This window comes from Micromonospora sp. MH33 (genome assembly GCF_003013775.1).
GTDB classification, from domain to species: Bacteria; Actinomycetota; Actinomycetes; order Mycobacteriales; family Micromonosporaceae; genus Micromonospora; species Micromonospora fulviviridis.
Genome location: NZ_MUYZ01000220.1, coordinates 1 through 12,043 on the forward strand (window position 1 = coordinate 1; position 12,043 = coordinate 12,043).

Annotated in this window: 15 protein-coding genes and 3 pseudogenes; 5 read left to right on the forward strand and 13 right to left on the reverse strand. The window is 75.8% G+C overall.

All coding sequences use genetic code 11. From position 1 onward, the window contains the following. Positions 1-571 (reverse strand): NAD(P)H-binding protein (locus tag B0E53_RS26110; protein WP_107078466.1); only part of this gene is annotated, 571 nt, incomplete at its 3' end. A 95-nt stretch (positions 572-666) separates the two neighbouring features. Between B0E53_RS26110 and B0E53_RS26115 the strand changes: the two genes are divergently transcribed. Then, positions 667-1,068, forward strand: coding sequence for a helix-turn-helix domain-containing protein (locus B0E53_RS26115; protein WP_107078467.1), 402 nt, complete (start codon positions 667-669; stop codon positions 1,066-1,068). A gap of 29 nt (positions 1,069-1,097) precedes the next feature. Here the strand turns inward: B0E53_RS26115 and B0E53_RS40230 are convergent, their stop codons facing one another. The 5 genes and pseudogenes from B0E53_RS40230 to B0E53_RS40440 all read right to left on the reverse strand — a co-directional run. Further along, positions 1,098-1,220, reverse strand: coding sequence for a hypothetical protein (locus B0E53_RS40230; protein ID WP_281492911.1), 123 nt, complete (start codon positions 1,218-1,220; stop codon positions 1,098-1,100). A 90-nt stretch (positions 1,221-1,310) separates the two neighbouring features. Then, the gene (locus tag B0E53_RS26125) at positions 1,311-2,303 is read right to left on the reverse strand and encodes a tyrosine-type recombinase/integrase (RefSeq protein WP_107078468.1); all 993 of its coding nucleotides are present in this window, start codon (positions 2,301-2,303) and stop codon (positions 1,311-1,313) included. 57 nt (positions 2,304-2,360) lie between these two features. Beyond that, entirely contained in the window at positions 2,361-3,269 is a 909-nt protein-coding gene (locus B0E53_RS39680; protein ID WP_146167768.1) for an ATP-binding cassette domain-containing protein, read from the reverse strand. Between the two features lie 12 nt (positions 3,270-3,281). Continuing rightward, positions 3,282-3,398 (reverse strand): annotated as a pseudogene (locus tag B0E53_RS40235) (hypothetical protein); the annotation flags it as partial. A gap of 224 nt (positions 3,399-3,622) precedes the next feature. After that, positions 3,623-3,772, reverse strand: a pseudogene (locus B0E53_RS40440) (ATP-binding cassette domain-containing protein); the annotation flags it as partial. Between the two features lie 212 nt (positions 3,773-3,984). Here B0E53_RS40440 and B0E53_RS26135 point away from each other — a divergent pair. Continuing rightward, positions 3,985-5,019, forward strand: coding sequence for a YafY family protein (locus B0E53_RS26135; protein WP_107078469.1), 1,035 nt, complete (start codon positions 3,985-3,987; stop codon positions 5,017-5,019). 6 nt (positions 5,020-5,025) lie between these two features. Here the strand turns inward: B0E53_RS26135 and B0E53_RS26140 are convergent, their stop codons facing one another. The 5 genes from B0E53_RS26140 to B0E53_RS26160 all read right to left on the reverse strand — a co-directional run bounded on the left by B0E53_RS26140 (position 5,026) and on the right by B0E53_RS26160 (position 7,849). Beyond that, complete coding sequence (locus B0E53_RS26140; protein WP_091307081.1) at positions 5,026-5,451, reverse strand: Hsp20/alpha crystallin family protein; 426 nt, start codon at positions 5,449-5,451, stop codon at positions 5,026-5,028. Positions 5,452-5,495: 44 nt separating this feature from the next. Beyond that, positions 5,496-6,035, reverse strand: coding sequence for a GNAT family N-acetyltransferase (locus B0E53_RS26145; protein WP_246835595.1), 540 nt, complete (start codon positions 6,033-6,035; stop codon positions 5,496-5,498). A gap of 39 nt (positions 6,036-6,074) precedes the next feature. Continuing rightward, on the reverse strand, positions 6,075-6,596 hold the full coding sequence (locus B0E53_RS26150; RefSeq protein ID WP_107078470.1) for a DUF2087 domain-containing protein: 522 nt from the start codon (positions 6,594-6,596) through the stop codon (positions 6,075-6,077). A 111-nt stretch (positions 6,597-6,707) separates the two neighbouring features. Next, complete coding sequence (locus tag B0E53_RS26155) at positions 6,708-7,274, reverse strand: isochorismatase family protein (protein ID WP_107078471.1); 567 nt, start codon at positions 7,272-7,274, stop codon at positions 6,708-6,710. Positions 7,275-7,345: 71 nt separating this feature from the next. Next, the gene (locus B0E53_RS26160) at positions 7,346-7,849 is read right to left on the reverse strand and encodes a MarR family transcriptional regulator (RefSeq protein WP_107078472.1); all 504 of its coding nucleotides are present in this window, start codon (positions 7,847-7,849) and stop codon (positions 7,346-7,348) included. Positions 7,850-7,918: 69 nt separating this feature from the next. Here B0E53_RS26160 and B0E53_RS26165 point away from each other — a divergent pair. After that, positions 7,919-8,896: pseudogene (locus B0E53_RS26165) on the forward strand (MFS transporter); the annotation flags it as partial. Between the two features lie 266 nt (positions 8,897-9,162). On the opposite strand, the gene B0E53_RS39690 reads toward B0E53_RS26165, so the two are convergent. Continuing rightward, positions 9,163-9,504: a cupin domain-containing protein gene (locus B0E53_RS39690; protein ID WP_348639676.1), complete on the reverse strand. Its 342-nt coding sequence runs from the start codon at positions 9,502-9,504 to the stop codon at positions 9,163-9,165. 80 nt (positions 9,505-9,584) lie between these two features. Further along, positions 9,585-10,070, reverse strand: a complete 486-nt coding sequence (locus B0E53_RS26175) for a GNAT family N-acetyltransferase (protein ID WP_107078475.1) — start codon at positions 10,068-10,070, stop codon at positions 9,585-9,587. A gap of 106 nt (positions 10,071-10,176) precedes the next feature. Between B0E53_RS26175 and B0E53_RS26180 the strand changes: the two genes are divergently transcribed. Both B0E53_RS26180 and B0E53_RS26185 read left to right on the forward strand, forming a co-directional pair. After that, positions 10,177-11,724 carry a glycosyltransferase family 39 protein gene (locus B0E53_RS26180; RefSeq protein WP_107078473.1) on the forward strand — a complete coding sequence of 516 codons (1,548 nt, stop codon included), beginning with the start codon at positions 10,177-10,179 and terminating at the stop codon, positions 11,722-11,724. A gap of 54 nt (positions 11,725-11,778) precedes the next feature. Then, positions 11,779-12,043: TIGR04222 domain-containing membrane protein (locus B0E53_RS26185; RefSeq protein WP_146167770.1), on the forward strand; the 265-nt coding region annotated here is incomplete at its 3' end.

Below are 12,043 nucleotides of genomic sequence, written 5' to 3' on the forward strand. Positions count from 1 at the left end.
CCGCCGCCGGCCCGGTCAGCTCGTACGTGCCGCCGGCGTGCCGGCCGTCGCGCAGCGCGAGCGCCGCCACCTCGGCGATGTCGGCCGGGTCGACGCTCGGCAGCGCCACGTCGCCGAACGGCGCGTGCACGACCCGCCCGGCGCGTACCCCGGGCGCCCAGGCGAGGGCGTTGGAGTGGAAGCCGCCCGGCCGCAGCACCGTCCACTCCAGCCCGGACGCGCGGACCGCCTCCTCCTGCCCCGGCGGATGGCGTTTCGTCGCGACGCCCTGCGAGGACAGCAGGACCACCCGGCGTACGCCCGCCTGCCGCGCGGTGTCGAGGATGGCGGCCGGGTCCGCGCCGCCGGCCAACTGCTCGCCGGTGAACAGCAGGAAAAGTGCCTCGGCGCCGTCGAACGCCGCCTTCAGCCCGGTGGCGTCGGCCAGGTCGGCGCGGACCGCCCGTACGCCCGGTGGCAGGTCCGCCGCCGAGACGTGCCGGGACACGGCCGTCACGGGTTCACCCGCCCCGGCCAGCGCCCGCACCAGCGGCCGTCCGACATTCCCCGTCGCACCGGTAACCACGATCATGACGTGCCCCTCTCGATGTGCTTGTGGACACCGAGCACGTTAATTGCCTGCGTATAGTAGGTACCTAGAGGAAAGTAACGGCGTCGGGAGGAAATGTGAGCAGCAGCACCTGGCGCGCCGGGGTGGACGGCGACCCGGAGCAGGCCTGCCCGATCGCCCCGGTGGTCGACCTCGTGTTCAGCCGCTGGACCACGCCGATTCTCTGGGCCCTGCACGAATACGGCCGGCAGCGCTTCGTCGAGCTGGAACGGCGGCTCGTCACCATCACCCCGAAGGTGCTCACCCAGCGGCTGCGGCAGCTCGAACGCGACGGCCTGGTGCGGCGCACCTACCACGCCGAGGTCCCGCCACGGGTGGAATACGAGATCACGGAGCTGGGGCGCAGCCTGGCCCCGCTCTTCGCCCACCTGGCGCAGTGGTCGGCCGGCCACCTCGACCGGGTCGAGCAGGCCCGCCAGGACTACGACGCCCGCCAGCGGCCGCCGCGCGGACGCTGACCCGCCAGCGCGGGCCCGGAAGGCGAGGGTCAGGCCGAGGACATCACCTCGTAGAGGTTGCCCGCGTCGTCGCGGGAGAACAGGCCACGGGCGCACAGTGGATGGTCGGTGCGCCCGTTGTCCGGCGCGCCCGGCTCGCTGCCGTACGGCACGCCGGCGGCGCGCAGCCGGGCCAGGATCGCGTCGAAGGTGGCCGGGTCGACGTCGAAGGCCAGGTGGTGCCCGTCACTCCGTCAAAGGGCTTATCCCCGGCGGCGCGCCCGGGCCGCCCAGATCGCGTACGCCGGATCGCGGTCCAGGTTGTGCCGGTCCCGGTCGTAGCGGCGGGTGGTCCGCGGGTCGGCGTGCCCCATCGCGTCCTGCACGTCCTCCAGCGGCACCCCCTCGGCGCGGGCCGTGGTGGCGAACGCGTGCCGCAGCGAGTGCGGGGACAGCTTCGCCCAGGCGGGGATCCCGGCGGCCTGGGCGAGCCGGCGCACCAGCCGGAACACCGCGTGCCGGTCCAGCCGCCCGCCGGTCGCGGTGACCAGCAGCGGACCGGTCAGCTCCGGCACCGTCACCCCCAGCGCGGCGGCCCGCTCCGCCAGGTAGGCGTCGATCGCGTACGCGGTGCCGGGGGTGAGCGCCCGCCGGCGGACCTTGCCGCCCTTGCCGACGAACCGGATGCTGCGGTGCCCCCGCTCGGCGCCCAGGTCGGCGAGGTCCAGTGAGACCAGCTCGCCGACCCGCAGACCCAGGTCGGCCAGGAGGGCGATGGCGGCGCGGTTGCGGGCGGCGGTCGCGCCCGTGTCCGCGTCGGCGGCGGCGAGCAGCGCGTCGACCTCGTCCGGGGTGAGTCCCACCGTGGCGGAATGGTCCCGGTCGACCCGGGGACGATCCGCCGCGGCGACCGGGTTGGCGTCGACCGCGCGCAGCTTGACCAGGAAGTCGTACCAGCTCGACAGGGCGGACAGGCGGCGGGCCACCGTGGCCGGGGTGAGCGGCCGGCCGCCGCGCCCGCACGGCGTGGACTCCAGCTCGCGGCCGTAGGCGTTGACGTCGAGGAAGCTGGCCCGCAGGGGGTCGAGGTCCCGGGCGGCGCACCAGCTCAGCCAGCCGGTCACGTCCCGCCGGTACGCGTCGCGGGTGTGCTCGGACAACCGGCGGTTGCGCAGCCACGCCTCGGTGAAGTCGGTCGGCCCGCCGTGCAGGGCGGCGGCGGCCGACCCGCGGGGCAGCACCTCGGGACGCAGCATGTGAGAAAGGCTCTCAGCCGGCCGGGCGATTCGCGACGAGGCGCGCCAGGGGAGATCTCACCCCGCCTCCTCCACCAACCGGCCGTCACCGAGCCGCCACCGCCGGTCGACGCCCACCGCCTCGGCGAACCAGGTGTCGTGGCTGACCATCACCACCGTGCCGCGGAACTCGCGCAGCGCCGCCTCGACCACCTCCAGGGAGTCGAAGTCCAGGTAGTTCGTCGGCTCGTCGAGCAGCAGCACCCGGGCCGGGCTGTTCACCAGCACGGCGAGCAGCAGCCGGCGCAGCTCGCCGGCCGACAGGGTGCGCAGCCGGTCGCCCCACTGCTCCGGCCCGAACAGGTGGCCGTCGAGCAGCCGCTCGGCGTCGTCGGCGTACACCGGGACGTGGCCGCGGAAGTGGTCGAGGACGGTGACGTCGGTGCGCAGCGCGTCGTGGGTCTGCGGCAGCAGCGCGGCGCCCGTGGCGGCCTCGACCCGGCCGCCGTCGGGGTCGCGCCGGCCGGCGAGGGCCCGCAGCAGGGTGGTCTTGCCGGCCCCGTTGGGGCCGGTGAGCAGGATCCGGTCACCGGCGCGCACATCCAGGTCGGCCCGGTCCAGCAGGGTCCGGCCGCCGGCGGTCAGGGTCAGGCCGCGGGCCCGCAGCACCTCGCCGTCCACCGGCGCGGCCTCCGGAAACGCCAGCGCCAGGCCCGGTCGGGTACGCGGCTGCGCCAGCCAGCGGATCGAGTCCATCTGCCGGCGCAGCCGCCGCTCCCGCGCCTTCGCCTTCTTCGCCACCTTCTTGGCGTAGCGGCGCTGCTGGTCGGCCCCCAGGCCGCTGCGCACCGACTCCTTCACCCCGCGGGCCTGCTCCTTGGTGCGGGCGATGTCGGCCAGCCACTCCCCGAGCCAGGCGATGCCGTCGGCGTCGAGGTGGTTCGTCGGCTCGTCCAGCACCAGCAGGTCCGGGGCGTCGAGCAGCACCCGGGCCAGGGTGAGCCGGGCCTGCTCGCCGCCGCTGACCCGGTGCAGCAGGGTGTCGTCGGCCAGGTGGTCGACGTCGAGGCGCTGCCGGACCTCGGTGAGTCGGGCCTGCGCCCGCCACCCGTCCAGCGCCGTCCACCGGTCCTGCGCCTCCCGTACGCGTCGAGCGCCGCGGTGTCGCCGCCGGCCAGCCGGCGCTCCAGCTCGCGCAGCTCGGCGGCGAGCGGGTGCAGCTCGCCGAGCCCCGCGGCGAGGAACTCGCCGACCGTGGCGTCCGGGTCGGGCACCTGCTGGGCGAAGTAGCCGACCGTGGTGCCGGGCGCGCGCTCGACGTGGCCCGCCGACGGCGGCTCCTCGCCGATGAGCACCCGCAGCAGGGTGGACTTGCCCACCCCGTTCGGGCCGACCAGGCCGACCCGGTCACCGGCGTTGACGATCAGGTCCAGACCGGCGAACAGCGGTTCGGTGTCGTAGTGCTTGCTGACGGCGACGGCTTTCAACACGGGCGATCCTCCGCAGGATGACGGGCGGGACCGCGGCCGGCGCTGCGGCGGCGGTCGGGGGCCGTGGCGGCGGGGCGGTGCGCCCGGCCGCGTCCTCGCGGATCACATGTGTCGGTCGGCTCCTGCTCGATCGGGGACGCTGACGCCATCCGACCCTGCCAGCCGGCGGGCCGGGCCGCCACCGTTTTACCGGCGCGGGTTACCGTCACGACGTGCGTGCCAGCCGCCTGGTCTCCCTGCTGCTGCTCCTGCAGACCCGGGGCCGGATGACCGCCCAGGAGCTCGCCGACGCCCTGGAGGTGTCGGTCCGGACCGTCTACCGCGACGTCGAGTCGCTCGGCGCCGCTGGCGTCCCCGTGTACGCCGACCGCGGCCCGGCCGGCGGCTACCGGCTGCTGGAGGGCTATCGGACCCGGCTGACCGGGTTGACCGCTCCGGAGGCCGAGGCGCTGTTCCTGGCCGGCATGCCCGGCCCGGCCGCCGACCTGGGTCTCGGGCCGGTGGTGGCGGCCGCCGAGCTGAAGCTGCTCGCCGCGCTCCCCGACGAGCTGGCGGACCGGGGTGGCCGGGCCCGGCAGCGGTTCCACCTGGACGCGCCGGGCTGGTTCCGGCACCCCGAAGCCACCCCGCACCTGGCCGCGCTGGCCCGGGCGGTGTGGGAGGACCGGCTGGTGGAGATGCGCTACCGACGCTGGCGCGCACCGCGCGAGGTGACCCGGGTGGTCGCCCCGCTGGGCGTGGTGCTCAAGGCCGGCCGGTGGTATCTGGTGGCCCGCTGCGACGGGGAGCTGCGCACCTACCGGGTCGGCGCGGTCCTCGACGTGGTGGTCTCCGGCGAGCGCTACGAGCGGCCCGCCGACTTCGACCTGGCCGACTACTGGCGGGGGTGGACCGAGCGCTACGAGCGCGACGTCTACCGCGACCGGGCCCGGATCCGGCTGACCGTGGCCGCGCTGGAGTTCATGCCGCACGTCTTCCCGCCGGAGATGAGCCGGGCCGCCCGGGCGGCGGCCGGCGAGCCGGGCCCGGACGGCTGGCTGGAGACCACCGTGCCGATCGAGTCGATGAAGCACGCCCACACCGAGCTGCTCAAGCTCGGCGCGGAGGTGGAGGTGCTGGAGCCGGCGGAGCTGCGGGACCGCCTCACCGCCACGGCGCACGCCCTGGCGCGGCTCTACCCGGTCGCCCCGGACTCGCCGGCGCGGGTGGCCGGTACCCCGGCCACCCCCGCCACCACCTCGCCGTGACCGGGTTCAGGCGCTGATCTCGCGGCGGCCGTTGCCGGGCGCGGTGACCGCGATCCGGCGCGGCTTGGCCCGCTCGGAGATCGGGATGCGCAGGGTCAGCACCCCGTTCTCGTAGCCGGCCTCCAGCTTGTCGGTGTCGAGGGTGTCGCCGAGGAAGAGCTGACGGGTGAAGGTGCCCATCGGTCGCTCGGCCGCGACCAGCTCGACGTTGTCGCCGGCCGCGCGGCGCCGCTCCGCGCGGACGGTCAGCACGTTGCGCTCCACCGTGCAGTCGATGCTGTCCGGGTCGACGCCGGGCAGGTCGAAGGCGGCGTAGAAGTAGTCGCCGTCGCGGTAGGCGTCGAGGTGCATGACCGCCGGCCGAGCCGTGGTGCCGAAGAACTGCTCGGCGAGCCGGTCGATCTCGCGGAAGGGGTCGGTACGCATCAACATGGCCGTGCCTCCTCGGTTCTCCTGGCCGAAGGTGTCAAGTTGAGTCAGGTTGACTCAAGTTCTCGATTCCTGTTGTAGCGCGGCGCGGCGGCGTCGTCAACTCGGGCCGGTAGCGGCTTCTCGAACCAGTGCTGGGCGTAGGGGCCGGTGTTGAAGGCGGGGATCTCCCGGTAGCCGTGGCGGGCGTACAGGGCGCGCGCCTCGACCAGGTCGGTGCGGGTGTCCAGCCGGATCCGGTCCGCCCCGGCGCCGCGCGCGTACGCCTCGACGGCGGCGAGCAGGGCGGCCCCGCCGCCGGTGCCGCGGTGTGCCGGACGGACGTAGACCCGGGTCAGCTCCGCCCAGGCCGGCCGCCAGCGCAGCCCGGCGCAGCCGGCCAGGCGCCCGTCGCGGCGGGCCAGCAGCAGCAGCCCGGTGGGCGCGGCGAGGTCGTCGCTCGGCGACTCGGCGAGGGCGGCGGTCACCTCGCCCGGCCGCTCGGGCCGGCCGTGCCAGCGGCGGACCATCTCGGCCATGTACTCGTGCAGCAGGGCCCTGGCGTCGGCGGCGTCCGGGGCGGTGCGGTGGATGCTCCAGGTGGTCACCGCCCGATCCTCACCGGCCGGTCAACGGCTTTTCCCGGCTCAGGATCGCCAGTAGACGCCGTGGTCGCGGGCGAGCAGCCGGTCGTCGATCAGGTAGCGGCGCAGCGTGACGTGGTCGGCCTCGCCGCCCTCGCACCAGCGGCGCAGCGCGTCGTCCACGGCCCGTTCCGGATATCGCACGCCCGGGGTGAAGGAACGTTCGGTGATGTACTCCAGCAGCACCCGGCGGCGGCCGCGCTGGGCGGGCAGCCGGGTCAGCGCCCCGTCCCGGAGGAAGGTGCGCAGGATCGTCTCGCGGGGGTCCGCCGCCGGGGACGGCGCGGCCGGACCGCCGGCGCGGGCGAGCTCGCGCAGCCGCTGACCGTCGACCCGCAGCCCGGTTCCGTCGTCGGTCAGCACGCCGACGTCGGTGAGCCGGCGGACCGCGGTGGCGGCGTCCCGGGCGGACAGCCCCGTCCGGGAGACCACGGCGGGGACGTCCCCGGCGCCGAGCACGATCGCGGCGAACACGGTGCGGCGACGCTCGTCGGCGAGCGCCCCCGCGAGGGCCTGTGAGCTCATGACCGGCAGCCTGCCAGCGCCGCCCCCAGGGCGGCCAGGGGTTTTCGCCCGGGTCGTGGGACCCGGGCAGAGCCCGGCGGCGGCGGTGGGCACGCCGCGACCAGGCTCGGCTCAGGCGGGGACCGGGGCGGCGAAGTCGACGTCGGCGGTGTCGACGGTGCCTGCGGTGCGGCCCGGCGCGGAGTGGTAGCGCCAGTAGAGGTTGGTGTGGGCGATCACCTGCTCGGGCGCGGGCGCGCCGTAGGCGGAGAGGTCCTCGGTGGTGTGGGCGTCGGCGACCAGTGTCGCGTCGTAGCCCCGGGTGATCGCGCCGTGCAGCGTCGAGCGGATGCACGCGTCGGTCTGCGCGCCGGTCACGACGAGCCGGCCGACACCCCGCGTGGCGAGGACCGACTCCAGGTCGGTCTCCTCGAACGAGTCGCCGTAGGCCTTGTGCACCAGCGCCTCGTCGTCACGGCGCACCAGCTCGGGCACGTACTGCCACTGCTCGCTGCCGGTGGGCAGCTCTCCGCTGCGGTGCTGCACCCAGACCACCTCGACCCCGGCCGCCCGGGCCCGGTCGACGAGGGTGGCGATGTTGCCCACCACCCGGTCCCGGTCGTACGCGTGCTGAACCACGCCGTTCTGCACGTCGATGACGAGCAGGGCGGTGTGCGGTCGGTCGACGAGCGTGCTCATTGGGGCCTCCCTGGACGGGACGTCGGCTGGTCGATGGCCAAGCTAGCCCCGGCCACCGACATTCCGGCCGGTCAGATCCGGCCCGGCGGCGGCCCGGCCGCCAGGGTGACCCGGCGGAGCAGGTCGGACAGGACCCGTCGTTCGTCCGGGGTCAGCGCGCCGAGGACACGGTGTTCCTCGTCGCCGACCACCCTCATGGCGCGCTGCCAGGCGGCCCGGCCGGCGCCGGTGAGCGCCACGTCGATCCGGCGGCGGTCCACCTCGGACGGGATCCGCCGGACGAAGCCCCGCCGGACCAGCGCGTCCACCCGGGCGGTGATCGAGGCGGGCGCCATCCGCAGGTCACCGGCGATCTCCGAGGGCGCGGCCCGGCCGCCCCGGCCGGCGAGCGCGTGCAGGGTGCCGTACTCCTTCTCCTGGAGATCCAGCTCGGCCAGCACCCGGTCCTTCACATCGCGCAGGTGGCGGGTGAGCAGCGACATCCGGACGACCGCGCCCTCCACGTCGGGGTCCAGGTCGGGCACCACGGGCAGCCAGCGTTCGACGTGCTGGTCGACGGGGTCGCGGTCGGTCACCCGACCCACGGTACGCCGACAACGAAATATTCGTTGTCAAAATATTCGGCGTCGAAGTAGTCTGCCGTGGTGACGCATCCTCTCCGGCTCCGGCCCTTCCGACTGCTGTTCCTCGGCCGCACCGTCTCCGCGGTCGGCGACGCCGTGGTGCCCACCGCGCTGGCCCTGGCCGTGCTCCGGGCGACCGGCTCGACCGCCGCGCTCGCCGTGGTGCTCGCCTGCGCGATGGTGCCCCGGCTGCTGCTGCTCCCCCTCGGCGGTGTGGTCGCCGACCGGTTCGCCGCCCGCCGCGTCGCCGTCGGCACCGACCTGGTGCGCTGCGCCGCCCAACTGGCCGTCGGCGTCGAACTGCTCGGCGGCGCCCCCGCGTTGACCCACCTCGCGGTGGCCTCCGCCGTCGGCGGCGCGGCCTCGGCGTTCGCCATCCCCACCGCCTCCCCGCTGGTCGCCGGCACCGTCGACGACGACGGCCGGCAGCGGGCCAACGCGCTGCTGGGCGCCACCGCCAACGCCAGCCGGCTGGCCGGCCCCGCCCTGGCCGGGCTGCTGATCTGGACCGTCGGGCCGGGCTGGGCGTTCGTGCTGGACGCGGCCTCGTTCGCGGTCAGCGCCGCGCTGCTGGCCGTCATCCAGGTGCGGCACGTGCCGGTCCCGCACCGCTCGCTCCGCGCCGACCTGGTGCTCGGCTGGCAGGAGGTCCGGGCCCGCGACTGGTACTGGAGCAGCCTGCTCGCCCACGGCGTCTGGAACGGCGCCGCCGCGGTGCTGCTCACCCTCGGCCCGGTGATCGCCGTGGACCGGCTCGGCGGCGAGGGCGTCTGGGTGCTGCTCCAGCAGGCCGGCGCGGTCGGCCTGCTGGCCGGGTCGCTGCTCGCCGCCCGGGCCCGACCCCGCCGGCCGGTGCTGCTGGGCAACCTGGCCCTGGCGGCGTACGCGGCGCCGCTGCTGCTGCTCGCGGCCGCCGCGCCCGCCCCGGTGACCGTCACCGCCTACTGCCTCGCGCTGGTCGCCCTCGGCTTCCTCAACCCGGTCTGGGAGACCGTGGTGCAGGGCCTTCCCGCCCGCGGTGCTCGCCCGGGTCACCTCGTACGACTGGTTGATGTCGCTGGGCGCCATGCCGCTCGGGTACGCCCTCGCCCCGCTCGCGGCCCGGGCCTGGGGCGCGTCGGCCCCGCTCGCGGTGGCCGGGGTGCTGGTCCTGCTCGCCTGCGTCGGGACGGCCGCCGTCCCCGGCGTACGCCGGCTGGGCTGGCCGGCCCCGACCCCGCCGGCCGCCGCGGAGCCGGCGCCGGCCGGGCGCTGAGGCCGCCCGGTCAGAGGCGGTGCCCGGTGGTGGCGTCCACGTGCCCGGGCACCTCGTCGTGCCGCTCCCCGACGCTGGACGTGCCGGACGGCTCGAACATGAGAATCGACGCGCCGTCCGGCGCGGACGGCCGGTGCTCCACCCCGCGCGGCACCACGAACACCGCGCCGCGCGGCAGCACCACCTCGCGTTCCGCGCCGTCCGCGCCGTCGCGCAGGGCGATCCGCAGCTCGCCGTCGAGCACCAGGAAGAACTCGTCGTGTGGTCGTGGGCGTGCCAGACGTGCTCGCCGGCCACCTTGGCGATCCGGACGTCGTAGTTGTTGACGGTGGTGACGATGCGCGGGCTCCACAGCTGGTCGAAGCGCGCCAGGGCGGCGGCCAGCTCGATCGGCTCAGGGTTCATCGGCCCATCCTCGCGCAGCCGCGCCGCTCACAGGGGACGGTGCATGACGTGCAGCCCCACCCGCCCGAGCGTGGGGTGCGCGAACGACTCCGGCACGGTGCCGATCACCGTGAAGCCGAGCCGCCGGTACAGCTCCACGGCCGCCGTGTTGGTCTCCACCACCGCGTTGAACTGCATCGCGGCGAAGCCCTGCCGCCGGGCCCAGTCCAGGGCGTGCTCGCACAGTGCCCGGCCGACGCCACGACCGCGGGCGGCGGCGGCCACCATGAAGCTGGCGGTGGCCACGTGCGCGCCCGGACCCGGCCGGTTGGCACCCATCTTGGCGGTGCCCAGCACCGTTCCGTTCTCCTCCGCGACCACGGTGCGGCCCGGCGGCCGTTCCACCCACACCTCGTGGGCCACCTCGGCCGGCCACGTCGGGTCGTAGGGGAAGGTCTCCTGGGCGACGATGACGTCCTCGACGATCGGCCAGACCTGGGCCCAGTCGGTCTCGGCGTACTCCCGGATGCGCATCCCGCGCACGCTAGCCGGGCGGTCGCCGGCCGGGTACCGAATTCCGCCGCCCCCAGGGGGCGATACGGGGCAGCGCGAAGTGGTCCGACCGGACCATCATGGGCGGGTGGCCGAACCCGTCACCGACCTGGACCGCCCCGACGCCGGGGCGCCCGCCGCGCCGACGACCCCGCCACCCGGACCGCGCACCGCCGCGCCCTGGCTGGTCGGCGGGGCCGTCACCGCCGCACTGCTGCTGCTCGCCGGCCGCTACGGCTACCACCGCGACGAGCTCTACTTCCTGCTCTGCGGCCGGCACCTCGACTGGGGCTACGTCGACCAGGGTCCGCTCGTCCCCGCCCTCGCCCGGCTGGCCGACACCGTCGCGCCCGGCAACCTCGTGCTGCTGCGCACCCCGTCCGCGCTCATCGGCGGCGCGTCGGTGGTGCTGGTCGCGGCGCTCGCCCGGGAGTTCGGCGCGGGACGCGGCACCCAGGTGTCCGCCGCCGTGCTCGCCGCCGCGGCCGGGGTGGTGCTCGCCCCCGGTCACCTGCTCAGCACCACCACGGTCGACCTGCTGGTCTGGCTCGCCGCCGCCTGGTGCGCGGTGCGGATGCTGCGCACCGGCGACAGCCGCTGGGCGCTCGGCATCGGCCTGGCGCTCGGCGCGGGCATGCTCAACAAGCTGCTGCCCGCGCTGCTCGGCGTCGGCCTGCTGGCCGGGGTGCTGATCGCCGGCCCACGCCGGCTGCTGCGCGACCGGTGGGTCCTTGCCGCCGCCGGGGTCGCCGTCCTGCTCGCCGTGCCCTATCTGGCCTGGCAGGCCGCGCACGGCTTCCCTCAGCTCTCGGTGGCCTCGTCGATCGCCGGCGGCGACAGCTCCTACAGCGGCCGGCTGGACGCGGTCGTGCTGCAACTGATCATCATCAGCCCGTTCGCCACCCCGGTCTGGATCGCCGGCCTCGTCGCGCTGCTGCGCCGGCCCGCCTGGGCGGCGTACCGGGCGATCGGCTGGGCCTGGCTCGTGGTGTTCGCGATCGTCCTGCTCGCCGGCGGCAAGGGCTACTACGACGCCCCGCTGCTGCTGGTGCTCACCGCGGCCGGCGCGGTGGTCACCGCCGAGTGGGCCCGGCGCGGCGCGGCCCGGGCCCGGCAGGCGCTGCTCGCCGCCGCCGCCGCGCTGATGGTCGCCAGCAGCGCGGTCCTGCTGCTGCCCACCCTGCCGGCCGACCGGCTGCCCGGCTTCGTGGTCGAGGCCAACTACGACGCGGGCGAGACCATCGGCTGGCCCGCGTTCGCCGACTCGGTCGCCGCCGTGCACCGGGGCCTGCCGCCCGAGGAGCGCGCCCGGGCGGTCGTGCTCACCGGCAACTACGGCGAGGCCGGCGCGCTGGCCCGGTACGGCCCGGCCCGGGACCTGCCCCGGGCCTACTCGGGGCACAACAGCATGGCCCGGTTCGGCCGTCCGCCCGACGACGCCGACGTGGTGATCGCCGTCGGCTGGGAGCGCCCCGACCGGCTGCGTGCCTGGTTCACCGAGGTCACCGAGGCCGGCCGGGTCGACCAGCGGGTCGACGTGGACAACGACGAGAACGGGGAACCGATCTTCGTCTGCCGTGGCCTGCGCCGCCCCTGGTCGCAGATCTGGGACAGTGAGGTGAGCCACGCCTCCTGAGCGGCGGCCGCACGGCGGTCGGGCGACCCGCGCGGGCAGGCCATACTTGTCGCCATGCTCTGGGGTGTCAGCGGACCGCTCTTCCTCCTCGACTACCTGGGGGCGGTCGCCGTGGCTCTCGCCGTCGCGCTGGCGGCGCGCGAGCTGACCGGCCGGCGGGCCCGGGGCGCGGCCCCGGACCCCGTCGAGCTGGCCTACCTCACCGACCGGGCCCTGCTGGCCTGCCAGGTGGGTATGGCCGCGCTGCACCGCGCCGGCGTGGTGCGGCGCGGCGAGCTGGCCACCCTGTCGGTGGACGGCCCGCCGCCACCCCGGTCGC

What these genes read in the sequence shown, in the direction of transcription:
- B0E53_RS26175 (WP_107078475.1), bottom strand. Translation starts at nt 10,070, where the DNA reads ATGCGCATCCGGGAGTACGCCGAGACCGACTGGGCCCAGGTCTGGCCG.
- B0E53_RS26150 (WP_107078470.1), bottom strand. Translation starts at nt 6,596, where the DNA reads ATGAGCTCACAGGCCCTCGCGGGGGCGCTCGCCGACGAGCGTCGCCGC.
- B0E53_RS26125 (WP_107078468.1), bottom strand. Translation starts at nt 2,303, where the DNA reads ATGCTGCGTCCCGAGGTGCTGCCCCGCGGGTCGGCCGCCGCCGCCCTG.
- B0E53_RS26155 (WP_107078471.1), bottom strand. Translation starts at nt 7,274, where the DNA reads ATGAGCACGCTCGTCGACCGACCGCACACCGCCCTGCTCGTCATCGAC.
- B0E53_RS26140 (WP_091307081.1), bottom strand. Translation starts at nt 5,451, where the DNA reads ATGTTGATGCGTACCGACCCCTTCCGCGAGATCGACCGGCTCGCCGAG.